This is a genomic window from Nocardia sp. NPDC058518, assembly GCF_042719655.1.
Taxonomy (GTDB): Bacteria; Actinomycetota; Actinomycetes; order Mycobacteriales; family Mycobacteriaceae; genus Nocardia.
This window is the reverse complement of the sequence record NZ_JBHXNJ010000031.1, coordinates 28,058-54,319: the sequence shown is the minus strand read 5'-3', so window position 1 is coordinate 54,319 and position 26,262 is coordinate 28,058. Positions and strand designations below refer to the sequence as shown.

General features: G+C 68.6%; 25 protein-coding genes. 8 read left to right on the top strand and 17 right to left on the bottom strand.

The annotated features are described in order from the left end of the window. Window positions 1-74: 74 nt before the first annotated feature. The 4 genes from hisF to ACFWPX_RS33860 form a co-directional block, all read right to left on the bottom strand. Window positions 75-890, bottom strand: a complete 816-nt coding sequence (gene hisF, locus ACFWPX_RS33875) for an imidazole glycerol phosphate synthase subunit HisF (RefSeq protein ID WP_378932339.1) — start codon at window positions 888-890, stop codon at window positions 75-77. Window positions 891-895: 5 nt separating this feature from the next. Next, complete coding sequence (locus tag ACFWPX_RS33870) at window positions 896-1,717, bottom strand: inositol monophosphatase family protein (RefSeq protein ID WP_378932336.1); 822 nt, start codon at window positions 1,715-1,717, stop codon at window positions 896-898. 8 nt (window positions 1,718-1,725) lie between these two features. Then, complete coding sequence (priA, locus tag ACFWPX_RS33865) at window positions 1,726-2,457, bottom strand: bifunctional 1-(5-phosphoribosyl)-5-((5-phosphoribosylamino)methylideneamino)imidazole-4-carboxamide isomerase/phosphoribosylanthranilate isomerase PriA (RefSeq protein WP_378921454.1); 732 nt, start codon at window positions 2,455-2,457, stop codon at window positions 1,726-1,728. A gap of 81 nt (window positions 2,458-2,538) precedes the next feature. Then, window positions 2,539-3,024 (bottom strand): carboxymuconolactone decarboxylase family protein, encoded by a 486-nt coding sequence (locus ACFWPX_RS33860; protein WP_378932334.1) that lies wholly within the window; start codon window positions 3,022-3,024, stop codon window positions 2,539-2,541. A gap of 167 nt (window positions 3,025-3,191) precedes the next feature. Between ACFWPX_RS33860 and ACFWPX_RS33855 the strand changes: the two genes are divergently transcribed. Further along, window positions 3,192-4,097 (top strand): RNA polymerase sigma-70 factor, encoded by a 906-nt coding sequence (locus ACFWPX_RS33855; RefSeq protein ID WP_378932332.1) that lies wholly within the window; start codon window positions 3,192-3,194, stop codon window positions 4,095-4,097. A gap of 103 nt (window positions 4,098-4,200) precedes the next feature. Continuing rightward, a complete protein-coding gene (locus tag ACFWPX_RS33850) occupies window positions 4,201-4,665 on the top strand; it encodes a hypothetical protein (protein ID WP_378932330.1) in 465 nt (154 codons plus the stop codon). Here the strand turns inward: ACFWPX_RS33850 and ACFWPX_RS33845 are convergent, their stop codons facing one another. Then, complete coding sequence (locus ACFWPX_RS33845) at window positions 4,666-5,268, bottom strand: maleylpyruvate isomerase family mycothiol-dependent enzyme (RefSeq protein ID WP_378921446.1); 603 nt, start codon at window positions 5,266-5,268, stop codon at window positions 4,666-4,668. It lies immediately after the preceding gene. Between the two features lie 221 nt (window positions 5,269-5,489). Here ACFWPX_RS33845 and ACFWPX_RS33840 point away from each other — a divergent pair, with 221 nt between their 5' ends. The 3 genes from ACFWPX_RS33840 to ACFWPX_RS33830 are packed head-to-tail and all read left to right on the top strand — an operon-like array spanning window position 5,490 to window position 8,602. Beyond that, window positions 5,490-6,731: a DUF2786 domain-containing protein gene (locus ACFWPX_RS33840; protein ID WP_378932328.1), complete on the top strand. Its 1,242-nt coding sequence runs from the start codon at window positions 5,490-5,492 to the stop codon at window positions 6,729-6,731. Between the two features lie 50 nt (window positions 6,732-6,781). Then, window positions 6,782-7,573, top strand: a complete 792-nt coding sequence (locus ACFWPX_RS33835; RefSeq protein ID WP_378932326.1) for a helix-turn-helix domain-containing protein — start codon at window positions 6,782-6,784, stop codon at window positions 7,571-7,573. A gap of 54 nt (window positions 7,574-7,627) precedes the next feature. Next, window positions 7,628-8,602, top strand: a complete 975-nt coding sequence (locus ACFWPX_RS33830; protein ID WP_378932323.1) for an alpha/beta fold hydrolase — start codon at window positions 7,628-7,630, stop codon at window positions 8,600-8,602. A gap of 13 nt (window positions 8,603-8,615) precedes the next feature. On the opposite strand, the gene hisH is transcribed toward ACFWPX_RS33830, so the two are convergent. From hisH to ACFWPX_RS33775, 11 genes are all read right to left on the bottom strand, one after another. Next, on the bottom strand, window positions 8,616-9,245 hold the full coding sequence (gene hisH / locus ACFWPX_RS33825; RefSeq protein ID WP_378921438.1) for an imidazole glycerol phosphate synthase subunit HisH: 630 nt from the start codon (window positions 9,243-9,245) through the stop codon (window positions 8,616-8,618). Then, window positions 9,242-9,856 (bottom strand): imidazoleglycerol-phosphate dehydratase HisB, encoded by a 615-nt coding sequence (gene hisB, locus ACFWPX_RS33820; protein WP_056824871.1) that lies wholly within the window; start codon window positions 9,854-9,856, stop codon window positions 9,242-9,244. Before hisB ends, hisH begins: the two co-directional genes overlap by 4 nt. 23 nt (window positions 9,857-9,879) lie before the next feature. Next, window positions 9,880-11,007 (bottom strand): histidinol-phosphate transaminase, encoded by a 1,128-nt coding sequence (locus tag ACFWPX_RS33815; RefSeq protein WP_378932320.1) that lies wholly within the window; start codon window positions 11,005-11,007, stop codon window positions 9,880-9,882. Then, window positions 11,004-12,341, bottom strand: coding sequence for a histidinol dehydrogenase (hisD, locus tag ACFWPX_RS33810; protein WP_378932318.1), 1,338 nt, complete (start codon window positions 12,339-12,341; stop codon window positions 11,004-11,006). Before hisD ends, ACFWPX_RS33815 begins: the two co-directional genes overlap by 4 nt. 129 nt (window positions 12,342-12,470) lie before the next feature. Continuing rightward, window positions 12,471-13,973 (bottom strand): serine/threonine-protein kinase, encoded by a 1,503-nt coding sequence (locus ACFWPX_RS33805; protein ID WP_378921489.1) that lies wholly within the window; start codon window positions 13,971-13,973, stop codon window positions 12,471-12,473. Window positions 13,974-14,160: 187 nt separating this feature from the next. Continuing rightward, on the bottom strand, window positions 14,161-15,903 hold the full coding sequence (locus tag ACFWPX_RS33800; RefSeq protein ID WP_378921433.1) for a penicillin-binding transpeptidase domain-containing protein: 1,743 nt from the start codon (window positions 15,901-15,903) through the stop codon (window positions 14,161-14,163). Window positions 15,904-15,971: 68 nt separating this feature from the next. Continuing rightward, window positions 15,972-18,020, bottom strand: coding sequence for an acyltransferase family protein (locus tag ACFWPX_RS33795; RefSeq protein ID WP_378932316.1), 2,049 nt, complete (start codon window positions 18,018-18,020; stop codon window positions 15,972-15,974). Window positions 18,021-18,131: 111 nt separating this feature from the next. Then, complete coding sequence (locus ACFWPX_RS33790; RefSeq protein WP_378932314.1) at window positions 18,132-18,992, bottom strand: arylamine N-acetyltransferase; 861 nt, start codon at window positions 18,990-18,992, stop codon at window positions 18,132-18,134. Window positions 18,993-19,058: 66 nt separating this feature from the next. Continuing rightward, the gene (locus ACFWPX_RS33785) at window positions 19,059-20,051 is read right to left on the bottom strand and encodes an alpha/beta hydrolase family protein (RefSeq protein ID WP_378932312.1); all 993 of its coding nucleotides are present in this window, start codon (window positions 20,049-20,051) and stop codon (window positions 19,059-19,061) included. Window positions 20,052-20,200: 149 nt separating this feature from the next. Beyond that, a complete protein-coding gene (locus ACFWPX_RS33780) occupies window positions 20,201-21,181 on the bottom strand; it encodes a TAXI family TRAP transporter solute-binding subunit (protein WP_378932309.1) in 981 nt (326 codons plus the stop codon). Window positions 21,182-21,228: 47 nt separating this feature from the next. Then, window positions 21,229-23,301 carry a TRAP transporter permease gene (locus ACFWPX_RS33775; RefSeq protein ID WP_378932307.1) on the bottom strand — a complete coding sequence of 691 codons (2,073 nt, stop codon included), beginning with the start codon at window positions 23,299-23,301 and terminating at the stop codon, window positions 21,229-21,231. Window positions 23,302-23,403: 102 nt separating this feature from the next. Here ACFWPX_RS33775 and ACFWPX_RS33770 point away from each other — a divergent pair, with 102 nt between their 5' ends. Further along, on the top strand, window positions 23,404-23,985 hold the full coding sequence (locus ACFWPX_RS33770) for a hypothetical protein (RefSeq protein ID WP_378932305.1): 582 nt from the start codon (window positions 23,404-23,406) through the stop codon (window positions 23,983-23,985). 69 nt (window positions 23,986-24,054) lie between these two features. Beyond that, entirely contained in the window at window positions 24,055-25,233 is a 1,179-nt protein-coding gene (locus tag ACFWPX_RS33765) for a winged helix DNA-binding domain-containing protein (RefSeq protein ID WP_378932301.1), read from the top strand. Between the two features lie 31 nt (window positions 25,234-25,264). On the opposite strand, the gene ACFWPX_RS33760 is transcribed toward ACFWPX_RS33765, so the two are convergent. After that, window positions 25,265-25,624 carry an Rv2640c family ArsR-like transcriptional regulator gene (locus tag ACFWPX_RS33760; RefSeq protein WP_378932293.1) on the bottom strand — a complete coding sequence of 120 codons (360 nt, stop codon included), beginning with the start codon at window positions 25,622-25,624 and terminating at the stop codon, window positions 25,265-25,267. A 99-nt stretch (window positions 25,625-25,723) separates the two neighbouring features. Between ACFWPX_RS33760 and ACFWPX_RS33755 the strand changes: the two genes are divergently transcribed. Then, window positions 25,724-26,242: an ArsI/CadI family heavy metal resistance metalloenzyme gene (locus tag ACFWPX_RS33755; RefSeq protein WP_378932291.1), complete on the top strand. Its 519-nt coding sequence runs from the start codon at window positions 25,724-25,726 to the stop codon at window positions 26,240-26,242. Window positions 26,243-26,262: the final 20 nt, after the last annotated feature.

The window sequence follows — 26,262 nt, the reverse complement described above, 5'->3', positions numbered from 1 at the left end:
CGGATCGTGGTGCGCGGACACCGAAGAGTTTCGGCGTCAGGCGGATTCGGCCGAAGCCGCGACCTGATGCGGGGTCAGCGGACGGTGATGCCGTCCGCGCGCATCGCGTCTTTCACCTGGCCGATAGTGAGGTCGCCGAAGTGGAAGACGCTCGCGGCCAGTACCGCGTCGGCACCGGCGTGCACGGCGGGTGGGAAGTGTTCGACCGCGCCCGCGCCGCCACTGGCGATCACCGGTACGCGCACCGCGGCGCGCACCGCGGTGATCATCGGCAGATCGAAACCGGCCTTGGTGCCGTCGGCGTCCATCGAGTTCAACAGGATTTCGCCCACGCCGAGTTCGGCGCCGCGGATGGCCCATTCGACGGCGTCGATGCCGGTGCCGCGCTTGCCGCCGTGGGTGGTGACCTCCCAGCCGGACGGGGTGTCGGGCTGACCGTCGGGCACGGTGCGCGCGTCGACCGAGAGCACGATGCACTGGGCACCGAAGCGCTGCGACATCTCGAACAGCACTTCGGGGCGGGCGATGGCGGCGGTGTTCACCGACACCTTGTCCGCGCCGGCGCGCAGCAGCCGGTCGACGTCGTCGACCGTGCGCACGCCGCCGCCGACGGTGAGCGGGATGAAGATCTGTTCGGCGGTGCGGGTCACCACGTCGAGCATGGTGCCGCGGTCGCCGGTGGAGGCGGTGACGTCGAGGAAGGTCAGCTCGTCGGCGCCCTGGGCGTCGTAGGTCGCGGCCAGTTCCACCGGGTCGCCCGCGTCGCGCAGGTTCTGGAAGTTGACGCCCTTGACCACCCGGCCCGCGTCGACGTCCAGGCACGGGATCACGCGGACCGCCAGGGTGCTCGGCGCCGTGGTGCTCGGTCGTTCGTCGGTGCGCGGTGTCATGGGGTTCACCCTCGTTCTTCTTCGCTGACGGTGCAAATCATTTCCAGCAGCTCTTCGTGCACGCCCGGCGCGGCGGCCAGCACCGAGCCGGAGGTGATCGTCCACGGCGCGCCCGCGAGGTCGGTGACCACGCCACCCGCGGCGCGCACCAGCGCGACCCCGGCCGCGTTGTCCCACGGATGATGCCCGAAGACCACCGCGCCGCCGAGCACCCCGGACGCGGTGAACGCCAGGTCGATGCCGGTGGCGCCGTGCATACGCACCCGCGAGGACAACCGGCTCAAGGCACCGAGCAGGTCGAATCGGAACTGACCGGGGATGCGGCCTGCCGAGTCCAGGTTGAAGGCGCCGAACCCGATCATGGAGTTGGCTAGTTTGCCCGGTTCCAGCGGCGGCGACGCCACCCCGTCGAGGTAGAGCGGCCCACCGCTCACCGCGGCGTAGCGGCGGCCGAGCATGGGCAGCCAGGTCAGGCCGATCACCGGTTCGCCTTCGTGCACCAGCGCCAGCAGGGTGCCCGACATGGGGTGGCCGGAGGAGTAGTTGAAGGTGCCGTCGATCGGATCGAGCACCCAGGCCGTGCCCGAGGTGAGCGCGGGCCCACCGAATTCCTCACCGTGCACCGCGATGCCGGTGCGCTGCTGGAGCTCGGCGGAGATGGTGCGTTCCAGCTCGAGATCGAGTTCGGTGGCGAAGTCGTTGCGGCCCTTGGTCACCGCGCTCGGCGCGCCGAGACCTTCGACGAAACGCGGGACCACGCCGTCGAGGGTCTGGGTGGCGACGGTCAGCAGGTCGGTCAGTTCGGCGGTGCTCGGCGTGGCGGTCATCGGCGGTGTCAGCGCACCGCGGCCAGGGCTTCGGGCAGCGTGAACCGGCCCGCGTACAACGCCTTGCCGATGATCGCGCCCTCCACACCGTCTTCGGCCAGGCCCGCGATGGCGACGAGGTCGTCGAGCACCGAGATACCGCCGGACGCGACTACGGGTGCGTCGGCGGCGTTGGCGACCTCGCTCAGCAGCTCGAGGTTGGGGCCGGTCAGCGTGCCGTCCTTGGAGACGTCGGTGACGACATAGCGCGCGCAACCGTCGCGCTCGAGGCGTTCGAGCACCTCCCACAGGTCACCGCCGTCGGTGACCCAGCCGCGGCCGCGCAGCCGCCACTGCCCGTCGATCTGCTTCACGTCGAGCCCGACCGCGATCCGGTCGCCGTACTCACCGAGCACCCGGGCACACCACTGCGGGTTCTCGATCGCCGCGGTGCCGATGTTCACCCGCGCGCACCCGGTCGCCAGCGCCGCCTTCAGCGAATCGTCGTCACGGATACCACCGGACAGTTCGACCTTGACGTCGAGCTCGCCGACGACCTGGGCGATCAGTTCGCGATTGCTCCCCTTGCCGAAGGCCGCGTCCAGATCGACCAGATGCACCCACTCGGCCCCCGCTCGCTGCCACGCCAGCGCGGCGTCCCGAGGCGACCCGTAGCTGGTTTCGCTACCGGCCTCCCCTTGCACAAGGCGCACGGCCTCACCATTGGCGACATCGACAGCGGGCAACAGCACAAGACTCACGCATTCAGACTAGTAGGTCTGTGTCGCCGTTCCCGCAACGGTCCGCGGCGGTGAGGCCCGTGTCACGCGAACCTTGCGTGGTCAGCCTGCCACGGCCTCGAACATGCCGGGCTCGTAGGCACCGCCCTGCTGGCGCAGGATGACACCGAGCCGGTTGGCCGCGTTGATCTGGGCCACCACGGCGACCAGGGCGGCGAGCTGCTCGTCGTCGTAGTGCTCGCGCACCTGGGCCCAGGTCTCGTCGGACACACCATGAGCGGCATCGGCGACGCGGGTACCTTCCTCGGCCACTGCGAGCGCCGCGCGTTCCGCGTCGGTGAACACGGTCGACTCACGCCATGCGGCAACAAGATTGATCCGCGTCGCGGACTCGCCGGCGTGGGCGAGGTCCTTGCTGTGCGCGTCGGTGCAGTAGCCGCAGCCGTTGATCTGACTGACGCGCAACATCACCAGGTCCTGGGTGGCTTTGGGCAGGGTCGACTGGATCAGCGCCAGGCTGGCGTTGCCGAACCGCTTGGCGAACTTGGCGCCGACCTCGGTGTCGAAGAGGTTGAATCGGGATTCCATGACGTGTTCCTCACTGGTAGTGCTGAATCGAACGACCATGAGACGACGGCGACCGGACCTCCGTAACACCTCGTCGACGTGAGCCATGCCACTGCGCATCGGTGTTACGCAACGACGCCGGCCGGCGTCTGGTGTGCGACACATCCGAGCGGAAACAGGAGCTACCCATGGCGGCGCAGACCACGCCCGACTGCAGTGCACAAGCAACCGAGGTGTTCGTCGCCCATCGCAATCTGCTGTTCACCGTCGCCTACGAGATGCTCGGCTCGGCCGCCGACGCCGAAGACGTCCTGCAGGAAACATGGCTGCGCTGGGTACGCGTCGACCTCGACACGGTGCTGGATCAGCGCGCCTACCTGGTGAGGATCACGACCCGCCAATCGCTTGACCGGCTGCGCACGCTCGGCCGTCGCAGAGAGTCCTATGTCGGCCCCTGGCTCCCCGAACCGCTGCTGACCACCCCCGACGTGGCCGAGGACGTCGAACTGGCCGAAAGCGTCTCGATGGCGATGCTGCTGGTCTTGGAGACGTTGACGCCCATCGAGCGGGCGGTGTTCGTGCTGCGCGAAGTGTTCGATCTGAACTACGACGAGATCGCCGATGCCGTCGACAAGAGCCCGGCCGCCGTCCGCCAGCTGGCCTACCGTGCCCGTGCCCACGTCGCTGCCCGCCGCCCGCGCGAGATCGTGTCCGCGAACGAATCCCGTGATGCGCTCGCGGCGTTCCAGCGGGCGATCGAGACCGGCGATCTGCGCAACCTGCTCGACCTGCTCGCGCCGGATGTCGTCTTCCTCGGCGACGGCGGCGGAATCAAACAGGCCGCACTCGCGCCCATCGTGGGAGCCGACCTGGTCGCCGCCTTGCTCACTGCCAGTGTGCCGAGGATCAGCGCCGAGATGACCGTCGAACCGGCCCAGCTCAACGGCCACCCGGCGCTGATCCTGCGGCTCGACGGTGCGATCGACACGGTCTTCGCGGTCCGCATCGATGACGGGCTCATCACCGGGCTCTACTCCGTACGCAATCCCGACAAGCTGTCGCGGACGGAGACAGAGACCATACTGCGGCGCTGAATCCTATTGACCGGGAACAGATTACGGTCCATGTCGGTGGTTATGGATACAGTTCGAGCCGGCGCGCGGGTCCGCGTCGTCTGAACCGATCAAAGGAAGATTTGTGTCTCGTATAGGCGTACTGAGTGGGTTGCTTGGTTCGATCGCGCTGGCGGCGGTGATCGTCGCACCGAACGCGGCGGCGGGTCCGCCGGATGCGGCCAGACTCGCCGGCTGCGATTTCGGCCGTGAAATCTCGACCTACGACCATGCGCACGACCTCGACGGCTACTTCGAGCGCGTCCTCGACCGCAGCACCGGCGCGTTCCACGCCGAGTTCGCCCAGTCAAGGGACGCGCTGGCAGGAGCCATGCGCCAAGCAGAGGTTCGCTCCACCGCCGAAAACGTCACCTGCGGTGTTGTCAGCGGTGATTTCCTCAACGCCGAGGTCTTGGTGACGATGACACAGCTCCGTTCCAACCTGAACAACCCCGAAACCGAGCGCCTCAACATGGCCATCAATGTGAAACTGACCAACGTCTGGGGCCGTTGGCTCGCCCACGAACTCGATTCCCCGCTGCTGAAGTAATCAGCCGTGGCGGCGGCGGAGTTCGGGGAGTCCGCCGCCGGTGAGGTCGTCGAGCGCGACGGTGCGGCCGACCATGGCCAGGGCGATGGCCTCGCCGGGGCCGCGGACTTCCGGGCCGTCGCCCGAGGACCAGTCGACATCGGTGGCGACGAAACGCAGGCCCTTGGTGAATCTGCCGGGGAGGGCGAACGGGTCGGGGTAGCCGAGGACCGCGATGAGGCGGTCGGCGGGGATGGTTCGCGGGCGGGCGAGCGGGCGGCGGATGTCCTGGTGGTGGACCACTAGGTCGGAGAGCATGAGCCGGGGTGAGTACTTCGACAGGCGACCCGACTCCTTGTCGAGCTTGTCCACCAGCTGCGCGGTCGTCAGCTCCGAGAACGACTGTGCGAGTGCGTTATTGGTGCGGCTCACCGAGCCACGACTCTTCACCACGACCGCCGCGTAGCTCAGCGGACTCAACGTGTCCTGCAGCAGATGCCCGACGACATCACGAACCCGCCACCCCGCGCACAGCGACGGGGTCTCCCACTCCTGCTCGCTCAACCCCCGGAGCAGTTCGACCAGTTCGGCCCGTTCGTCGAGCAACATCCCCCGATAACTCATACCGCCACCCTAGTCGCACCGACCGCCGTCCGAAATCATTCCACGGTCGGATTCTCGTGGGCGAGCAACGATTAGAAATCCGCGAGCCACCCAGCTCGGCTGACCTGCTCCAACCCTTCGAAGTCGACCGCACGAGCGTGCCGCCCCGCTGCGACAATGGACGCCGCGCCGCTGCCCACCCCATCGCCGGGCAGCGCCTCCACGAACAGGATCGGCACACCTTGGCCAAGCAGAATCGTCGGCGTCGCGCCGGTCGCAAGCCGGCGGCCGCTCCCGGACTTCCGGTCGATGCCGCATTGTCGGGTGACCCGTCGCAGGTCGCCGATGCGATCGCGACCGTCGCCTTCCTCGCCGCGCAGGGCGACAAGAACGCGATCGCGCGGTTCGTGGAACAGGTGGCGGGAGCGGAGTCGGGCGCGGGGGTTCAGCTCGCCGCTGCGCGAATCATCGCCCGCGCCTTCGACTTCGGCTGGTTGCCCAGCGACATCCACGAGGCCGCACGCAGGCGGGTGGACGAATTCGCGATCGGTTACCTGACGGATCTCATCGCCGACCATCGCGTCGGCTTCGCACCCGAGTCCGTCGACGAGATCTGGCAGCGGCAGCTGGACGAGCTGAGCGCCACGGTGTGGTGGACATCGGATCGCCCGCACCTCGAGCAGTGGGCCGACCGGGCACTACTCACCGACGCGGAGGCCCTGACCGCGGCCCTCACCGCGCTCGCCCTGCTCATCCAACTCCCGAAACTCGAGCAGATCGTCCCCCTCCCCGGCACCCGCGGGCAGACCGTCACCCACCGCCACGTCGACGAGAGAACCCTCGGCCGAGTCCGCGGCCTGCTCGCCAAGGCCGAGTCGACGTCCTTCGCCGAGGAAGCCGAGACCCTGTCCGCCAAGGCGCAGGAACTCATGACCAAGTACGCGATCGACCGCGCCCTGATCGATGCCGAGCGCACCGACCCCGATCTGCCCGCCGCCCGCAGAATCTGGCTCGAAACCCCTTACACCGACGCCAAAGCCCTGCTCATCGACATGGTCACCCGAGCCAACCGCTCCCGCGCGATCTTCGTCGCCGACTGGGGTTTCGTCACGATCGTCGGCGACGACCCCGACCTCGACGCCGTAGAAATCCTGTCCACCTCCCTGCTGGTCCAAGCCACCCGCACCATGATCGACAACGCCACCACCGAGGAATCCCGCTCCCGCCACTACCGCAAGGCCTTCCTCACCGCCTATGCCTCGCGGATCGGCGAACGCCTCGCCGCGGCCGCCGAAGCGACGATCGCCGACTCCCCCGACGCCACCCACCTGCTCCCGGTCCTCGCCGGCCACCGACAACGAGTGGACAAAGCCTTCGACACCTACTTCCCCACCGTCCAGACCCGAGGCATCACCATCCGCTCCGCCGAAGGCTGGACCGCGGGCACCGCAGCCGCCGACCGAGCCGACGTCGACAACCCCTGACCCCGAATCGCCCGTTGCCCGGCCGACAACAACCCTCGTACGCTCGGCAGATGCGGCCGATCATGTCCGAACGGGAGCTGGATGCCGGCTGGGACTTGGCGCGATCGACCGGATCAGCAATGGCGGGGGTCGCGATGGAGGGGTTTCGCGATCGCGCCTCGACGGGGTGCGATCTGCGAATCTTCGCTCGCCCGGCGGTCACCGTCGTGATCCAGTTCGGGGACAGTCCGCTGACGGTGGAGGACCCCGGCGGGCAGTCGGCAGTCGATGGTCTGGTCGCCGGTCTGGCCCCTGGAATTCGCCGTGTTCATGCCCCGCGCGTCGAATGTGTCGAAGTGCGGATCTCGCCGATCGCCGCGTACCGGCTGCTCGGTGTCGCACCGACCGACCTTGCCGCCACCCTGATCGGACCCACCGACATCTGGGGTTCGGCGGCACCCCTGCTGCGCGAGCAGTTGGCCGAAACCGCGACGTGGGCAGAGAGATTCGCGGTAACGGCGAAACTCCTCGCCGACCGCGAGTCGACCAGGACGGCGGATCCCGAGGTCGCCGCCTGCTGGCACCGCATCGTCGCGGACAAGGGCGACGTGCGGGTGCGGGAACTGGCCGAACTCACGGGCTGGAGCCGCAGACGCCTGTGGTCGAGGTTCACCGCGCAGGTCGGCGTGACGCCCAAGCGGGCCGCGATGGTGGTCCGGTTCCGGCACGCGTTCGACCTGCTGACGACAGGTCACTCCCCGGCGAATGTCGCTGTGGCATGCGGCTATTCGGACCAATCACACCTGCACCGGGAGGTATCGGCCTTCGCCGGGATCACACCGGGTGCGCTCTCGGCGCCCTGACCACCGGAACATTCGTTCAAGACGCCGCGCACCACCGCACCCGACAGTGGACGCATGAGCAATTCCCCAGACTTGGAACGCCGGATCCGCGCGGCCGAACAGCGCGTCGCCGACACCTACGGACTCACGATCTCCGAGCACCGGTTCACACTGCGCGATCCCTCGGTACAGGTCCGCGTCCTGACCGCCGGATCGGGTGAACCGGTCGTCCACATCAACGGCATCTCGGCACCCGCCATGGGCATGGCACCCCTGATCGCCCAACTATCCGGCTTCCGGCACATCCTCATCGACCTGCCCGGCCACAGCCTCGCACCCCCGTTCGCCTGGCAGGGACGCACCGTCCGCGAGTTGGCGACAAGCGTGGTCACCGGAACTCTGGACGCGCTCGCCGTGGATCAGGCCGCGTTCGTCGGCAGCTCGCTGGGCGGCTTGTTCACCCTGTGGTCAGCGCTCGACGCGCCGGAGCGGCTGACGCGAGCCGCGATAGTCGCCACACCTGCCACCGCATTGCCCGGAATGCGCGGCATCGCGGAGATGGCGTCGCTGACCTCCCCGCTCCGCGGGCGAATCGACGAAGCGCTGATGCAAATGCGCTCCCCGCGGTTCGTCGCCCGCTTCGCTCTCACCGAGGCACTCGGGGCAGCTGCGACCCGCGCCATGTCCGACGACATGCTCGATCTGCACCGACTACCACTGCGCCTGCCGGGACAGGCCGCGTCCTACCGCGCTCTGCTGCGTCGCCTGATGCAGGGACACACCGCACGCCCGGAGAACGTCCTGACCGACGACGAACTGGCCCGGCTCGAGACGCCACTGCTGTTCGTCTTGGCCGAGCACGACGTTTTCAGCTCGCCTGACCAGGCACGACCCTCGGTGACGAAGATCCCCGGCGCACGCCTGGTCGTCGTCCCCGGCGGTCACGGCCCCTGGTTCGATGACGCGGCCCGCTGCGCGAGTCCGGTCCGCGAGTTCCTGTCATCCGAGCCGATCCGCGCCGGAACCGACCGGAACCGCGACCACGCCTGACCACCGCGCCGGACTACAGCGAACCGATCCAGTTGCGCAGCAACTGCGCACCCGCGTCGCCGGACTTCTCCGGGTGGAACTGGGTGGCCGACAGCGGCCCGTTCTCGACGGCGGCCAGGAACGGGACGCCGTGTTCGGCCCAGGTGAGCTTCGGGGGTGCGATGTGCTCGTTCTCGGGCAGCTCCCACTGCTGGGCCGCGTAGGAGTGGACGAAGTAGAAGCGGGTGTCGGCGTCCATACCGGCGAACAGGGTGCTGTCGGCGGGTGCTTTCACCGTGTTCCAGCCCATGTGGGGCAGGACGGGAGCGTCAAGGCCCGCGACGGTGCCGGGCCATTCGCCGCAGCCTTCGGTCTCGATGCCGAACTCGACCCCGCGGTCGAACATGATCTGCATGCCGACGCAGATGCCGAGCACGGGACGACCTCCTGCGAGGCGCTGCCCGATGATGCGTTCACCGCGTACCTCGCGCAGGCCCGCCATGCATGCCGCGAACGCGCCGACACCGGGGACGACGAGTCCGTCGGCGGCCAGCGCGGCCTCGGGATCGGCGGTGACCTCCACCTGCGCACCGGCCCGCACCAGCGCGCGCTCGGCGGAGTGCAGGTTGCCGGAACCGTAGTCGAGCAGCACAACGGATCTCACAGCACACCCTTCGTGGACGGCACGCCGCTGACCCGCGGGTCGATTTCGACGGCGGCACGCAAAGCCCGTGCGACAGCCTTGAATTCGGCCTCGGTGATGTGGTGCTGGTCGCGGCCGTAGAGCACCCGCACGTGCAGGGCGATGCGGGCGTTCTGCGCGATCGACTCGAAGACGTGCTTGTTGAGCACGGTCGAGTACGAAGCGCCGGGACCCGCGCTGGGAATGATGGTGTGCACCAGGTGTTCCGGCTCGCCGGTGAACACGCAGTACGGCCGACCGGACACGTCGACGGCGGCGTGCGCGAGGGTTTCGTCCATCGGGATGAACGCGTCGCCGAAGCGGCGGATGCCCTTCTTGTCGCCCAGTGCCTGCCCGAGTGCCTGGCCCAGCACGATCGCGGTGTCCTCGACCGTGTGGTGCGCTTCGATCTCGATATCGCCCTCGGCCCGCACGACCAGGTCGAAACCGGCGTGCGCGCCGAGCGCGGTCAGCATGTGGTCGTAGAACGGCACCCCGGTGGAGATCTCGGTCTGCCCGGTGCCGTCGAGGTTCAGTTCCACCAGAATCGAGGACTCTTTGGTGACGCGTTCCACCCGCGCTGTTCTGCTCATGATGTGTTCCTCCACAGGTGGATTCAGTGAGTAAGGTCGGTGCCCGCGATGTCGCGGCTCACGCGCAGGAATTCGTCGTTCTCGGCGGCGAGGCCGATGGTGGCGCGCAGGTAGCCGGGGATGCCGACATCGCGGATCAACACGCCTGCATCGAGGTAGTGCTGCCACGCGGCGCCCGCATCGGGGAACCGGCCGAACAGCACGAAGTTGGCGTCGCTGGGGATCACATCGAAACCGAGCGACACCAGCGCGGCGGCGACCCGATCACGCTGGGCCGCCAATTCCGCGACGCTGCCGAGGGTCTCGTCGGCGTGCCGCAGCGCGGCGCGCGCGGCGGCCTGGGTGACGACCGACAGGTGATACGGCAACCGCACCAACAGAATCGCGTCGATCACCGCGGGCGAGGCGGCCAGGTAACCAAGGCGCCCACCCGCGAAGGCGAATGCCTTGCTCATGGTGCGGGTGACCACGAGCTTGGTCGGGAACCGGTCGATCAAGGTGATCGCACTCGGGGCCGCCGAGAACTCGCCGTAGGCCTCGTCCACGACGACGATGCCGGACGCGGCATCGAGAATCCGCTCGAGCTCGTCGATCGCAATGCTGTGCCCGGTCGGGTTGTTCGGACTCGTCACGAACACGACATCGGGGCGGCGTTCGGCGATCTGCGCCACCGCGTAGTCGATGTCGAGCGAGAAGTCACCGCTGCGCTTGGCCTCGACCCACTCGGTATCGATGCCCTCCGAGATGATCGGGTGCATCGAGTACGACGGCACGAAACCCAGTGCGCTGCGGCCGGGCCCGCCGAACGCCTGCAACAGCTGCTGCAGAATCTCGTTGGAGCCGTTGGCCGCCCACACATTCGCGGTGTCCACCGCGACGCCGGTCTGGCGGGTGAGGTACTCGGCCAGGTCGTGACGCAGTGCGACGGCATCGCGATCCGGGTACCGGTGCAGGTCCGCGGCGGCGGCCCGCACCGATTCGGCGACGTCGTCGATCAGCGCCTTGCTCGGCGGGTGCGGGTTCTCGTTGGTGTTGAGCTGCACCGGCACCGTCAATTGCGGTGCGCCATAGGGAGATTTGCCCCGCAGGTTGTCGCGCAGGGGAAGCTGGTCCAGCGTCGCCGAGGCGCCGGGCACGGTGGGAGTGCTCATGACAGCGCCTCGAAACGCGCCTGCACGGCCTGACCGTGCGCGGGCAGATCCTCCGCATTGGCCAGGGCGACAACGTGTCCGGCGACATCCTTCAACGCCGCCTCGGTGTACTCCACGATGTGGATGCCACGCAGGAACGTCTGCACGCTCAGCCCCGAGGAGTGCCGTGCGCAACCGGCGGTCGGCAGCACGTGATTGGAGCCCGCGCAGTAGTCGCCCAGGCTGACGGGCGCCCACGGCCCGACGAAGATCGCGCCCGCACTGCGCACGCGCGCGGCAACCGCGGCGGCGTCGACGGTCTGGATCTCGAGGTGCTCGGCGGCATAGGCGTCGACGACACGCAGACCCTGCGCGATGTCGTCGACGAGCACGATCCCGGACTGCTTGCCGCTCAACGCTTCCCGCACGCGATCGTTGTGCTTGACCACGGCGAGCTGAGCGTTCACCGCGGCGTCGACCGCGTCGGCCAGCGCGGGAGAATCGGTGACCAGCACACTCGCCGCGAGCACATCGTGCTCGGCCTGGCTGATCAGATCGGCGGCCACATGCACCGGATCGGCAGTGGCGTCGGCCAGCACCGCGATCTCGGTAGGACCGGCCTCGGCATCGATGCCGACCAGCCCACGGCACAGCCGCTTGGCCGCGGTGACGTAGATATTGCCCGGCCCGGTGATCAGGTCGACCGGCTCGAGCGCGCCGCCGTCGGTATCGGTACCGCCATAGGACAGCAACGCCACCGCCTGCGCTCCGCCGACAGCCCACACCTCGTCGACACCGAGCAACGCGGCGGCCGCCATGATCGTCGGGTGCGGCAGCCCGCCGAACTGCGCCTGCGGCGGCGAGGCCACCACCAGCGACTCGACGCCCGCGGCCTGCGCCGGGACCACATTCATCACGACCGAGGACGGATACACGGCATTGCCACCGGGCACATACAGCCCGACCCGCTCCACCGGCAGCCACTTCTCGGTCACGGTGCCACCGGACACGACCTCGGTCACCGTGTCGGTGCGCCGCTGATCGGCGTGCACCTTCCTGGTCCGCTCGATCGCCACCTCGAGCGCGGCGCGCACAGCCGGGTCCAGCTCGGCGAGCGCTTTGGTCAGCTCGGCAACGGGCACCCGCACCACGGCGGGGCGCACACCGTCGAACTTCTCGCTGTAATCCAGCGCCGCCTCGGCACCCCGGTCACGAATGTCCTCGACGACCGGCCGCACATGATGCAGCACCGAGTCCACGTCGACCCCTCCGCGCGGCAGCGCGGTGCGCAGCTCGGCAGCGGAAGGAGTACGACCGCGCAGATCGACGCGGGCGAGCTCGATGCGGGAAGTCATATCGGGGTACGGTCCTGTTCTGTGCTGGGGCTCAGGTCAGCTACCAGCCTAATGGTCGCCCGCCATCACTTTTCCAGCACATCCCACCGACGCGACGGACCCGACCCGCGGATCCGTCGCATTCACCAGCTAGCGGGTGTCACCGTCGATGCGCAGACTGCCGCCCGAGCTCACCACGCGCATGACCATGGCCTTGGTCGAGCCGTTGATGGTGATGCTGGCCAGGCGCATATTCGTGGAACCGTCGGCATTGTTGCCGCTCACCGCGGTGATGCTGGCGAAGGTGTCGACGGTGCGGGCGTTCCAGTATTCGCGGAACGCGGACTCACTGCCGTAGACCTGCTGTGCGGCGGGGGTGAGCAGCGACCACGAGCCGGCCGGGTCGCTGAAGAAGTTCTCCACCAGCAGACCGGCCGATCCGATATCGACGGTGCCGACATTGCTGGCCTGCCCGAGCGGGGGAACCGCCGCGCTCGGCTTGGGGGCCGCCGAGGCCTGCACCGAGGTCTGCGGACCGGCCTGAACCTTCGGCGAGTCCGAGTCGGAGGTGCTCAGCGCGCTGACGGCGACGGCGATCGCCGCGATCACCGCGCCGACACCGGACCCGATCAGCACCGCGCGTCCCTTGCCTGCCTGCTTGCGCGGGGCGGGCATGGGCTGGGCCTGGGTGCGTGGGTGCGCCGCGGTGTCCTGACGGACCTGCTGCGGACGCGGGTTCGAGCGGATCTGGCGGGTGGTGGCCGTGGACGCGCCCGCGTGCGAGGCCCGGCGACCGGACTGCCGGATCACCTGGGTGGTCGCCGCGGAGTTGCGGCGATTGAAAGCCTCACTGGCAGGCACGAATCCGGCGGGGACCGCGTTCTCGTCCTCGGCGAAGGCGGCCAGCGCGTCGCGGGCCTCGGTCATCGTCGGACGGTCGAGGGGGTCCGGGCTGAGCAGGTCGAGCAGGAAGTCGGTGGCCGGGCCCGCGTTGTGGGGCTCGCGCACCTGCCCGTTGGCGGCGGCGTAGAGCACCGCAAGGGGGTTGGCGTTGGCGCCGTAGGGCGGTTCGCCTTCCAGCGCGTGGAAAAGCGTTGCGCCGAGGGCGAATACGTCGGCGGCGGGGGTCGGATCGGAGCCGCGCGCCACCTCGGGTGCCAGGTAGGCGGCGGTACCGCAGATCAGCCCGGTCTCGGTGAGCGTCACGTCGCCTGCCGCGCGGGAGATGCCGAAGTCGGTGATCTTCACCTCACCGTGGTCGCCGAGCAGGATATTGCCCGGTTTCACGTCGCGATGCACCAGGCCGGCCTGGTGGGCGGCGATCAGGGAGGAGGCCACCTTCTCACCGATGCGGGCGACCTCGAGCAGCGGCAGCGGGCCCTTCTGGCCCAGCTCTCCCGCGAGGCTGACCGACTTGAGGTACTCCATCACCAGGCACGGATCACCGTTGTGCTCGGTGATGTCGAATACCACGATGGCATTGGGATGCTGGAAGCGTGCCGCATTGCGGGCTTCCCGAATCGCGCGCTGGCGCAACACATCCCGCTCGCCCTCGGGCAAGCTGGGTTTGATGTGGATCTGCTTCACTGCCACGGAGCGTTGGAGGCGTTCGTCGACAGCACGCCATACAACGCCTGTGCCGCCGCTACCAATACGCTCGACCAGGCGGTAATGCTCCGCGATCTTCTGACCGGTATCGATGGCGCCTACTCCGAACCTTCTCGAAATTGTGACATCCCGCGTATTGACCATGGATATGGTCCGCCGCCGAGTGTAGCTGGCTGGGTGATGACCGCGTGCGGCAGCGGGGGGATTGCTCGCCTGCGGGGGGAAAGACGACTCATGGTGTCACACGTAGCATCCGTCCCGCTGCCTCGACCGCCGGTCCGGAGCTTCCGGCGTCCGCGACGAACACCGCGAACGCCAGGTCGTCCTTGATACCGACGAACCAGCCGTGGGCGTGGGTGTCGTCGAGGTACTCGGCGGTGCCGGTCTTGCCGAGCAGGCCGGGGATATCGCGCAGCGCGGTGGCTGTGCCCGCACTCACCGTCTCCCCCATCATGGTCTCTAGCTGCGACGTCACCGTCGCGGGCACCGGCGCCGAGGGCCGATCCGGGGTGCCGGGACGGCCCCGGATGACGCTCGGAGCGGGCGCGGAACCGTGCGCGAGGGAGGCCGCGACGAGCGCCATCCCGAACGGCGAGGCGGTCACCGTGCCCTGTCCGATGCTCGATTCGACCCGTTGCGCGGGATTTTCGGCGCGTGGAACTTTCCCTGTGACAGTCGTCAAGCCGGGTGTCACATAGTCCACTCCGAGACCTAGCTGCTGGGCGGCCGCGGTCAATCCATCGGCGGGCAATTTCACTCCCAACTCGGCCATCGTGGTGTTGCAAGAACGTGCGAACGCGGTGTGCAGGGGCACCATACCCAGGTCGAAGCCGTTGTCGTTGGGAATCGTGCGGCCCTCGATGGTGGCGCGGCCGGGGCAGGGCAGCACGGTGTCGGGAGTGACGCCGCCCGCTTGCAGCGCCGCCGAGACCGTGACGGTCTTGAACGTGGAGCCAGGCGGGTAGAGCCCGGTCAGCGCGATCGGGCCCTGGGCGTCGGCGGGCGCGTTCTGCGCGACGGCCAGCACCTCGCCGGTCGAGGGGCGCAGTGCGACGATGGCGGACGGCGTAGCGATCGGGGTGAGTGCGTCCTCCGCGGCGTGCTGTAGGTCGATGTCGATGGTGCTGGCGATGTCGGCGGTGGGCATCGCGTCGGGTCCGGCGATGCGCTGGGTGCCTTCGGCGGTCTTGGCGCGGATCGCCCAGCCCGCGGCGGCGTCGGCCTGCTCCTGCCAGATCTCGGCAAGTCCCCCGATGGTGGGTCCGGCGAGGGTCTTGTCGACGGTGAGCAGCCGGGTCTGTGGCGCGAGCGTCACCCCGCGCACGCCGGTCAGCGCCTGCTGCACGGGCGCGATGTCGGCATCGCGCAGCGCGAGGGCGGTGATCGGTTTGCCCTGTGCCGCAGCCAGATCCGTCCGCAGGGTGTCCTCGGTGATGCCCTGCGGCGCCAGCAGGGCGGCAACGGCGGGCAGGTCGGCATCGGGGGCGACGTTCACCAGCGTGACCACCTGCTGGGTCATCAGGTCACCACCGGAGGCGTCGAGCACTCGGGCCGGTTTCGCGGGCACCGGGCTGTAGCTGAGCGCGCCGAGGTCGAGGCCGGGCGCGACCGTGGTCGGCTGCCAGGCGATCTTCCACTCGTCGGCGCCGGTGGTGGTTCCGGCACTCGAGTAGGTCCACGCGTTGCGGCCGTCGGGGCCGAATTTCCAGGTGGATTCCAGCGTGAAGGACTTGTCGTCGGTGGACGACACCCGGACCGTGTCGTTCTTGCCGAGGTTGTCGAACAGCGCGGTCAGGACCGGGCGGGCCTGCTCGGGTGCGTCGGTGAGTGCGGCGGCGGCGGACGCGTCTCCGCTGGTCAGCGCGGCGGCGAAGGATTCGGCGACGGTCTGCGGTTGGTCTGGTCCGGACGAGCAGGCGAGCGGTAGCGCAGCGAGCGCGACGAGCAGGACCGATGCCTTCCGTGGTGTGCGCACGGGTCCGAGACTAGCTCGATCCGTGGTGCCGGTGGGGTTGTCGTTTCTGCTGTGACGAGCCCCGTCCGCTACCACCACCCCGTGACTGCCCCGATCTGGCGGCCGAGTTCGGGAGCGAGCGAGCGGGCGTAACTGGCGGTCAGGTGATGCTCGTCGCGATAGATGAGCACATTGCCCTCGACCACCCGGCAGCGCTGCGGTCGGCAGACGGCGTCGGACAGGTCGAGCGGATGCACATTCGGGTAGCCGGCGGCCGGTTCCTGCGCGGGATCGCGCGGGTCGAGGACGTCGGCGCGATCGAGTCCGCAGCTGTCGGGGTCGCCGCGGTGGGCGAGGCAATCGGTGGCGCGGTAGAGGACACCGTCGCGGCGCAGCCGTGGCGTGTCACGCAGCGCGAGCACATTGAACCCCCGGTCCTGCATCGCCGTCCACACCTCGAGGTATTCGGCGGGCACCTCGTCGCCGAGACCGTTCATGCGGTAGCGGGTGGACAGGGTCAGCACCCAGTTCGGTGGTTCGGCGGAGAGCCGGTCGAGCACGTCGACGGACCATTCGTGGCATTCGGGGAACGGCCACTCGGCGTAGGACGGCTGATCGGCGAGAACGACCGGACACCCTTCCTTGAGATAGGAGACCACCCGGAACCCGTGTTCGACGGCGAGCGGTTCCAGCGCGGGCAGCCAGTGCTCGGAGTGCGAGCCGCCGACCAGCGCGATCGAGCGGGTGGCGGTGGGGTCGCCGTAGGTACAGACGCGCACTTCCCGGTTGGGCGTGATGCAGCCGTCGGTGGTCGGCGGTGGGGTGTCGGCCTGTCCTTCGAAGATCGTGGGACGCATGGGTTCCGGTGAGTATTCGGCACCGGAGAACAGGGCGGCGGCGCCCGGATAGCGGTGGGTGTCCAGTGCCTGCGGCGGTGCGGCCGGGTTCGCCATCAGCACCACCTGCCACCCCAGCGAGGCGATCAGCACCGCGACCGCCGTGGCGGTGACCAGGGCGCCGGTCACCTTGCGGTCTTCCGCTCGCTGCCCGCGAGGCGGCATTCGCAGGGGTGTCTCGATCAGGCGGGTCGTCGCGTAGGCAAGGACCAGCGAGGCGCCGATCACCACCAGCCCGTCGACGACCCCGGCATTCGCGCGCCCGGTCTCGCCCAGATAGAAGATCAGGATCGGCCAGTGCCACAGGTACAGCGGATAGGCCAGCGCGCCCAGTTCGGTGCAGAACCGTCCGGCCAGCAGCCGGTTCGGCCACGCCGGTGTTGCCACCGCGAACCCCGAGGCGATCACGAGGCAGGCGGCCGCCACCGGCCAGAGCGCCGCGACACCGGGGAACTGATTCGCGCCGTCGAACAGCGGCCCGCACGCGGCCACCATGGCCAGCCCGATCGCGGCCGCGAGCCCACGCAGCCGGTTCGGCATCCGCAACCAGGGTGCCGCGACGGCCAGAATCGCACCGGCCAGCAACTCCCAGCCGCGCGCGAGACTGTCGTAATAGGTCCACGCCTGGTGCTGCGCGGTGCCCGATGCCGCGTACCAGAACGACAGCGCCGCCAGCCCGGCCAGCACGATCACCAGGGTGCTGCGCTCAGCCGTTCCGCGCCTGCGCAACCAGGCCCACCCCGCCAGGAGCGCGAGGATCACCAGGTAGAACTGCCCCTGCACCGACATCGACCACAGATGCTGCAACGGGCTCACCGACGGATCGGGTGAGAGATAGTCGAGCTCGGCGGTGGCCAGATACCAGTTCTGGCCGTAGAACATCGAGGCCAATGTCTGCGCGGCGGCTTCGCCCAGCTGGGTGTACGGCCGCAACACCAACGTGGCCAGCAGAACCGCCGCCAACACCACGACCAGCGACGGCATCAACCTGCGCACGGTCCGTCGCGCTGTCTCCCTCGCCGACACCCCGCCGCTGCGCTCCACCCCGCGCACCACCGCGCCGGTGAAGAAGAACCCGGACAACACCAAGAAAACGTCGACACCGCCGGATACCCGGCCCGCCCACACGTGGAACGCCACCACCAGCGCGATCGCTACCCCACGCAGCCCGTCCAGATCCCGGCGCCGTTCGACGGTGCCACGGACCGCCGCACCCGGCGATGCGGTCCGGACATTCGGCACCAACGACCCCACAGAATCGGCCCCCACAAAGGAATTGTTTCCCGGCAAGTAACCATCAATTTGCCGTAGCGACATCCAGGAAGCAAACCGCCGTGCCGTGCGGGGCGGGTGCTAGCCCGTTCGCCAGGGGGTGGTCGCGAGGGTGGCGGCGTCGGTTTCGGCGAGGTCGATATCGAACACCTCGGCCAGCACCTTGGTCAGCTCGGTGGGATCGATGTCACGCGAACTGGCGGTGCCGTCGGGATATTCCGAGGTCAGCGTCAGGTCGTCGAGCACGTGGTGGACCTCGGGCAGGAATCGCTGGAGGAACGGGCGGGTGGTGAACGGCGAGCGTGGCGAGGTCGACACGAAGTGGTTGCCGACCGCGTAGTCGATGCGGAACTGTGGGTTCTCGGTGAAGGTGTAGCGGTCGATCCAGCCGTCGCGGCCGAACTGGAACAGCACCCAGAGGTCACCGGCGCGGTGTTCCAGCCGGTAGCGCCAGTCGCCGAGCGCGAATTCGCCGCTGCTGTCGGCCAATTCGAACGGCTCGAGTGGTCCGAAACCGAACCCGACATCGCAGATCCAGACGCGATCGTCGTCGGGGGTGGTCACACGCAGCAGGGCGTGGGTCGCGGGCCGCAGCGCGCCGGTGTCGGCCACACCGTAGGTGACCCGGCCGCTGAGTCCGGTGACGCCGAACCCGAACCGTTCGAGCGCGGCGGCGAAGACCCCGACGTTCTCGTAGCAGTAGCCACCGCGAGGGTGACCGATCATCTTGTCCTGCAAGGAATTCAGGTCCAGCGGGATACCCCGTCCGAGGATGATCTCGAGATTCTCGAAGGGGATCGTGGTGGTGTGGGCGCGCACCAGCGCGCGCAGGGTCTCGACCGACGCGGTGCGCGGCCCGTCATAGCCGATCCGCGCCAGATAGGCGTCCAGATCGAGCTCGCCACCCTGCCAGCCGTGATCGTCGGGCACTACGTCGGTCATCGCATCCTCGTTCCGGTCGGTGTTCCTCGCACAACCGCGGTTCGGCAAACGTTGTTCCCGCGCGTCTCAGACCGCGCACTTCGCGCCCGCGGGCGCCGGGGGCGCCGTGACCAGGCCGTGCTCGACATCGACGACATAGTCACTGACCTGCGGTGCGAGCGGCTCGGTCCCCGCGAGCAACCGCAACACCACACATCCGCCCTCGAACAGCGCGGGCCCGACCGAGTGGTCGCCGGGGACGATCGCGCCGGTGAGGTCGCGCCCGCTGACCACGGTGTAGAAGGAGAACGGTTTGCCCGCCGCGGTCAGCGCCGCGCGCAATTCCACACTGGTGGCGAAGGGCACGATGGCATCGGCGGTGCCGTGGATCAGGAAGGCCCTGCGCATGCTCATCCGGTCGGCGAGCAGCGCGGGCGAACGTTCGATGTAGGCGAGCGGGCAGATCATCGGCGTACAGCCGCCGGCGTCGCGTTCGATCTGCCGCGGCAGTGCCGGATTCACCGACCCGCTGGCCGCCCACATGGTGAAATCGTCGGCGGGACCGTAGTTGTCGACCCAGTAGTCGAACAGTCCGGGTGGCCCGTGTGCCACCGCGAGCCCGCTGGTGATGCCGCCCTGGCTCCAGCCCCACAGCACGGTGGACGCGATACCGGGATGCTCGCCGCGATACCACTGCGTCGCCGCCACCAGGTCGTGCCAGCCCGCCCACAGATTCCAGTCGCCGGTCCGCCACGGCCCGTCGGCGTCGCGCAGGTCCATGAGCAGAATCGGCGACCCGCCCGTCACCGCGAGGGAGGTCATATACGGCGCGAAATCGGCTGATGACCCACCGTGCCCGTGCACCGCGACCACCAACTTCGTCGCCGAGATATCGCCCGGGACACAGCGGTACGGCTCGTACACGCGTCCGGTCGCCCGCTCGCCGTCCACCGTGATCGAGACCTGCCGCAGGTCGGCACCCGGAGTGCACGGGGGTTGCGCACGCGAGGCGGGTCCAGCTCCGGCCGGCACTGCGAACAGCAACGCGCACACCGCAACGACGACCCCGACCCGCTTCATGTCGCGATTGTCCCCTCGCCCATGGGCGGGGTCCAGCACATCCTCGCGCGTTCCATCGACCAGATGACACGGTCCTCGCAACCCCTACCGATCGCAGGGCTTGCGAGGACCGTCGGAACCCACGTGTCGGCGCGGGTCCGTTCGAGGCGTCAGCGCAGCGCGACCTCCGACCCGCGATGCAACTGCACCGGCGCCGTCTTGCTCGCGGTATCGGCATTGATTCCCTTGGCCGCCGGATTCGCCTGTTCCAGCTGCGGTTTGCGATCCAGCAGCGTCTTGGTGAGCACACAAGCCAGATTCGCGTCGAGGTCGTCGCGCACGACGAGCAGGTTGGGCACCACGATGGTCGGCGTGTCGGTGGACAGGCCGTAGGTGGCAGCCGGGATCGAACCCGTCTCGTAGACGGGGTTGATCTCCTTCAGTTTCGGCAGCACCCCGGTGATGTCGAGGAAGCGGACCTTGTCCTTGGCGGTGGTGAACAGGTCGGTGATGCCCGGCGTCGGCAGGCCACCGGACCAGAACATAGCGTCGATGGACCCGTCCTTGAGTCCGTCGACGGTCTTGGTCAGGTCGAGGCGCTGAGCGGCGACGTCGCTGTCGGGGTTGAGGCCCGAGGCTTGCAGTACGCGCTGGGCGATCACCTCGGTGCCCGATTTAGGCGAGCCGGTGGAGACCCGTTTGCCGCGCAGGTCGGCGAGGGAGTTGATCCCTGCGTCGGTGCGCACGATGACCTGGGTGTAGTTGTCGTAGAGCCGGGCCAGTGCGCGAATCGGCTGCGCGCTGGTGAAGCTGCCCTTGCCCGCGACCGCGTCGGCCGCGGAGTCGGCGAGCGAGAAGCCGACCTGATAGGTGCCGCCGACCACCTGCTGGATGTTCTGCACCGAGGCGCCGGTCTCGGCCGCGGTCGCCTTCACGGTGCCACCGGTGGCGGCGGAGATCTGCTCGGCATAGGCGTTGCCCAGCGCGAAGTACACGCCGGTCGCGTTGCCGGTGGCGATGCCGATCCTGGTGTCCTGCTTCACTTCACAGGTCACCTCACCACCCGCGTCGGCCGTCGGGGTGTCCTGCCTGCCACCGCAGCCGGTGAGTAACGCGGCGGCCGCGACCACGGCGACAATTGTTCTGACCATGAGGTCCCCTTCCGTCGACGGCCGGGCCGCCTGCTGATTCCCGCGGATCACGGTGTGTCCGTGGATGTTCTGTACGCCCGTTCGGCCAGGCCCGCCACCGCGGCGACGACCAGCAGTCCGAGCCCGATCCCGGTGGCGACCGGATTCGGGTACAGCAGTGTCAGACCCGCCGCGGCGGCGATCACGCGCGCGACCGGGCCGATCGCGCCGATTCCGAACAACCATCCGCCCGTCGCCGCCGCCAGCGCCGCGACACCGACGCACGCGGCCGCGCTGACCCACAGCACGTCGAGCACTGCACCGCGGCCGAGCAGGTGCTGCCCGGAATCGGTGAGCACGAACATCAGTGGCACCAGGAAGGCGGGCAGCGCGTACCGCAGGGCGTGCCACATCGTCGGCATGGCCTTCGCACCGGTCACCGCGGCCGCACCGACGGCGGCCAGCGCGGTCGGCGGCGTCACCTCCGAGAGCACCGAGAAGTAGAAGACGAACATGGCGGCGGCTGGCGCGGCGACATCCAAGTCGAGCAGCGCGGGCCCGATGATCACCCAGCCGATGACGAACGACGCCGTCACCGGCACCGCCAGGCCGAGCAGCGACAACGCGATCGCCGCCAGCACCGCGGTGGTCGCCAACACGACGGCGGGATCGTCGGACAGTGCCGATCCGGCCTTGACCAGCAGCGCGGCCAATTGCGCACCGAGGCCGGTCTTGGTGGTCATCGCGGTGATCACGCCCGCGGCGGCACACACCGCGACCACCGGTAGCGCCGAGCGCATTCCGTAGGACAGCGAGCGCAATGCCTCGATCACGAACTGCCCCACGGACTTCGGTGTCCAGGCTCGCTCTTCGGAGGTGCTGCCCCGCAGCATCCGGTCCGGGATCGCCAGCAGCAGCGCCAGCACCGTCGCGTAGACGACCGCACGGGTGGCGCTCATCCCGACGAGCAGCAGTACCACGATCACGATCAGCGACGAGAAGTGATACCCGAAGCGCCCCAGCAGTTTCCACCACGGGGTCGGCAACGGGCCGTCCGCCAGATCGGCGGGCGCGCGCCCCTCCGCGTGGATGCGGCGCGCGTCGATCTCGACCGACAGCAGGATGCCGAGGTAGTACAGCAGTGTCGGGATCAGCGCCCACCCGAGCACCGTCACATACGACACGTCGAGATATTCGGCGACGATGAACGCCGCGACACCCAGCGTCGGCGGCGACAGAATCGCACCGACACCCGCGGCGGCGAGCATCCCGCCCGCCTGTTCGGGCCGGTAGCCGGCCTTGCGCAGAATCGGCCAGGTCACCGCGCCGGTACTCACCGCGGTCGCGGTCCCCGACCCCGAGACCGTCCCGAGCAGAAACCCCGACGCCACTGCCGTCCGCCCCGCCGCGCTCTTCGAGCGACGGAACAGCGACACCGACAGATCGACGAAGAACCTTGCCGCACCGGAGAATTCGAGCACCGCACCGTAGAGCGTGAACAACACGATGTAACTGGCGGCCACATCGAGCGGTGTTCCGTAGAAGCCGCTGCCGGAGTTGTACAGCGCGTCGACGATCTGATCGACATCGAGCCCCGCGTGCGCGATCGACCAATCCTGCGGCAGCAGACCGCCGTAGTACCCGTACCCGAGGAACACCAGACACACCACCGGCAAGATCACCCCGGTGGTCCGCCGGCACGCCTCCAGCACGAGCACCAGCAGCAACCCACCCATGACGACATCGAGCGGCGCCAGCATCCCCTGCCGGTCGAGGAACGCGTCGTATCCCCCACCCGCGTCACCGATTCCGATCGGCAGCACCGGATACAGACACACCACCAACGTGATCGCGGCCAGCACCCAGTCGAGCACCGAGGGCCCATCGGCCCGATCGAGTGGACCCCACCACGACCGGTAGCTCAGGTACACCAGCGGTAGCGCGACAGCCAGAAAAATGACCAGGTAGTACTGGCTGCCCTGCGCCAGCGGCCGAAACACCTGCCACACCGACAACAGCGCGAGCCCGAGCGCGACCACACCGACCAGCCGACCGGGGAATCCGGAGAGCACCCGCGCGGGCCGCTCCTCATCGTCGACCCCCAGCTCAGCCGCAGTGACAACCGGTGGCGCTGCGCTCATGAGCGGACGATAGCAACGGGATTCACGCCCGGTGACGGAATCGGCAACCGCACAGTCTGTACAAAATGGACACTATGCGCCGACGGCAGCGACCACTCGGGCGTGGATAATGTCGTGGTGGCGGTGATGCGGCGAATCTCGGTGGTGGGGACTTCGGGCTCCGGCAAGAGCACGCTGGCCCGGCAGATCTCGCACCGGCTCGACATTCCGTACATCGAGTTGGACGCGATCCATCATCAGCCGGACTGGACACCGATGCCTGCGCCCGATTTCCAGGCCGCCGTCGCCGAGCGGATCGCCCGGGATGCCTGGGTCGTCGACGGTAACTACCGAGGCAAACTCGGTGATCTGGTGTGGCAGCGTGCCGATACGGTGGTCTGGTTCGATCTGCCCCGGTCGCTGGTCATGCGCCAGATCGTCCGTCGAACGGTGGGCCGCGCGCTGACCGGGCGCGAGCTGTGGAACGGCAATCGGGAACGCTGGCGCGAGATGATCTCACTCGACCCGGCGCGGTCGGTGATCGTCTGGGCATGGACGACCCATGCGAAGAACCGGGCGCATTATCTTGCGGCACAATCCGACCCGGCTTTCACGAATCTCACCTTCGTCCGGCTGACCTCACGTCGCGAGGCCGCCGCCTTCCTCGATGGTCTCGGTCGCGCGACTTCCCCACCGCCGGAGTAACTCGCCCTCGCGGCCCGGTCCGACGCCATCAGTCGCGGGGTTGTCGGTGCCCCCGCATACCATCCGCTCATGCTCTCGATCGATATCGCGCAGCGTCGCGCCCGCCTGGCGACCAGGCACCGCCTCGCGCCGTCGGCCCGCTCGAACGACCCCGTCGACATCGCGCGTTCGATGGTGGTGCTGCACGCCACCGATCCGGCGACGGTGTTCCTTTCGGTCGGCGCCCGTGGCATCGATCTCACCCCGGCCGATGTCGAGACGGCGCTCTATGACGACCGCGCCCTGATTCGCATGCTGGCCATGCGCCGCACGATGTTCGTCGCGCCGACCGAGCTGCTACCGGTTCTCCAGGCGTCCACCTGCGATGCGCTGGCCCACAAGCAACGCCGCACCTACGGCCGCTATATCGAACAGGCAGGCGCGGTCGACGGTGACATCTCGGCATGGCTCGCCGATGTCGAAGCCGAGACCCACGCGGCGCTGCTGACCCGCGGCGCGGCAACCGGTGTCCAGCTGAGCAAAGATGTACCGCGCCTGCGCACCCAGATCGACACCGCCCCCGGCAAGTCCTATTCCAAACCGACCAGCATCACCACCTGGGTGCTGGTGGTGCTCGGCGCCGAGGGCCGAATAGTGCGCGGCCGGCCGAACGGCAGCTGGACCAGCAGCCAGTACACCTGGGCCCCTGTGGAAACCTGGCTACCCGAAGGGTTTTCGCCAATACCTGCCGCGCAGGCGCGTGTCGAACTGGTGCGTCAGTGGTTGCGCACCTTCGGCCCGGCGCCGATCACCGACCTGAAATGGTGGACCGGCTGGACACTGGGCGAAGTCCGAAAAGCCCTGGCCGAACTCGACACAGTCGAAGTGGACCTCGACGGCACCCCCGGCACAGTCCTCGCCGACGACCTCGCCCCCATCCCTACTCCCGAACCGTGGGCAGCCCTACTCCCAGCCCTCGACCCCACCCCCATGGGCTGGCAATCCCGAGACTGGTTCCTCGGCCCCCACGCCTCCGCCCTCTTCGACACCAACGGCAATATCGGCCCCACCATCTGGGCCGACGGCCGCATAGTGGGCGGCTGGGCCCAACGCCCCGACGGCGAAGTAGTAACCCGCCTGCTGGAAGACGTCGGCGCCGACACCGAAAAACTCATCGACGCCGAAACAGCCCGCACCACAACCTGGTTCGGCGAAGTCCGGGCCATCCCCCGCTTCCGCACCCCCTTGCAACGCGAACTCACCAGCTGAGGCATACACCCGACGACATCGCCGCAGCCGATCACATGCAGCAGTTGGGATCCAGCACCGTGCACAGCGCGGACAGCGCGTCGCGCCGGGCGCGGTGGATCGTGTTCATCCCGCGCCGCTCGGACTCGACCAGCCCTGCCTTGCGCAACTGGCCGAGATGATGAGAGACCGTGGACTCGCTCAGACCGACCGCGGCGGCGAGATCACCACCGTTCTCCTCGCCGAGTGGACTGGTCAGCAGCAGTGACAGCAATCTGACCCTGGCCGGGTCGGCGATCGCCTTGAGCCGCAACGCCACCTCCAGTGCGGCGGCGTCGTCGACGGGCCCCGCCGCGACGGGGGCGCAGCAGACGGGGGCGGACATGTCGATCACGGGTAGCGCCTTGGGCATGAGATCGACCCTACCCGCGGTATTGACATATGTCGAAAAGGTGAGCAGACTCGGCATCACAAGTTCTTCGATATATGTCACACAAGTGGAGGTTCGATCATGTCTCGTATCCAGCTGGCCCTCAACGTCGACGACCTCGACACCGCCGTGCGGTTCTACTCCACCCTGTTCGACACCGAACCGGCCAAGCGCAAGCCCGGCTACGCCAACTTCGCGATCGCCGAGCCCCCGCTCAAGCTCGTACTGATCGAGAACGCGGGCCAGGGCGGGTCCATCAACCACCTCGGGGTCGAGGTCGAATCCTCCGAGCAGGTACACGGCGAGATCGCCCGGCTCTCCGCAGCCGGCCTGTTCACCGAGGAGCAGATCGCGACCACGTGTTGCTTCGCCACCCAGGACAAGGTGTGGGTGACCGGACCGGGTGCCGAACGCTGGGAGGTCTACACCGTGCTGGCCGACACCGAAACTTTCGGTACCGCGCCAGATCTCGGCCTCACCGATAAAGAAGCGGTCGACGTGTGCTGCGGCACCACCGCCGAAGCCGAAGCCGAAGGCGCCTGCTGCGGCACCGAGGCCAAGGAGAAGGCCGTCGCCTCCGGCGCGAGCTGCTGCGGCTGACCCACCCCGCGAGTGAGCGG

Excerpts from the sequence above, each read along its gene's own strand:
- hisF (WP_378932339.1), bottom strand. The coding sequence starts at position 890 with ATGACACCGCGCACCGACGAACGACCGAGCACCACGGCGCCGAGCACC.
- ACFWPX_RS33870 (WP_378932336.1), bottom strand. The coding sequence starts at position 1,717 with ATGACCGCCACGCCGAGCACCGCCGAACTGACCGACCTGCTGACCGTC.
- ACFWPX_RS33860 (WP_378932334.1), bottom strand. The coding sequence starts at position 3,024 with ATGGAATCCCGATTCAACCTCTTCGACACCGAGGTCGGCGCCAAGTTC.
- ACFWPX_RS33855 (WP_378932332.1), top strand. The coding sequence starts at position 3,192 with ATGGCGGCGCAGACCACGCCCGACTGCAGTGCACAAGCAACCGAGGTG.
- ACFWPX_RS33845 (WP_378921446.1), bottom strand. The coding sequence starts at position 5,268 with ATGAGTTATCGGGGGATGTTGCTCGACGAACGGGCCGAACTGGTCGAA.
- ACFWPX_RS33835 (WP_378932326.1), top strand. The coding sequence starts at position 6,782 with ATGCGGCCGATCATGTCCGAACGGGAGCTGGATGCCGGCTGGGACTTG.
- ACFWPX_RS33830 (WP_378932323.1), top strand. The coding sequence starts at position 7,628 with ATGAGCAATTCCCCAGACTTGGAACGCCGGATCCGCGCGGCCGAACAG.
- hisB (WP_056824871.1), bottom strand. The coding sequence starts at position 9,856 with ATGAGCAGAACAGCGCGGGTGGAACGCGTCACCAAAGAGTCCTCGATT.
- ACFWPX_RS33815 (WP_378932320.1), bottom strand. The coding sequence starts at position 11,007 with ATGAGCACTCCCACCGTGCCCGGCGCCTCGGCGACGCTGGACCAGCTT.
- hisD (WP_378932318.1), bottom strand. The coding sequence starts at position 12,341 with ATGACTTCCCGCATCGAGCTCGCCCGCGTCGATCTGCGCGGTCGTACT.
- ACFWPX_RS33790 (WP_378932314.1), bottom strand. The coding sequence starts at position 18,992 with ATGACCGACGTAGTGCCCGACGATCACGGCTGGCAGGGTGGCGAGCTC.
- ACFWPX_RS33785 (WP_378932312.1), bottom strand. The coding sequence starts at position 20,051 with ATGAAGCGGGTCGGGGTCGTCGTTGCGGTGTGCGCGTTGCTGTTCGCA.
- ACFWPX_RS33780 (WP_378932309.1), bottom strand. The coding sequence starts at position 21,181 with ATGGTCAGAACAATTGTCGCCGTGGTCGCGGCCGCCGCGTTACTCACC.
- ACFWPX_RS33775 (WP_378932307.1), bottom strand. The coding sequence starts at position 23,301 with ATGAGCGCAGCGCCACCGGTTGTCACTGCGGCTGAGCTGGGGGTCGAC.
- ACFWPX_RS33765 (WP_378932301.1), top strand. The coding sequence starts at position 24,055 with ATGCTCTCGATCGATATCGCGCAGCGTCGCGCCCGCCTGGCGACCAGG.
- ACFWPX_RS33760 (WP_378932293.1), bottom strand. The coding sequence starts at position 25,624 with ATGCCCAAGGCGCTACCCGTGATCGACATGTCCGCCCCCGTCTGCTGC.
- ACFWPX_RS33755 (WP_378932291.1), top strand. The coding sequence starts at position 25,724 with ATGTCTCGTATCCAGCTGGCCCTCAACGTCGACGACCTCGACACCGCC.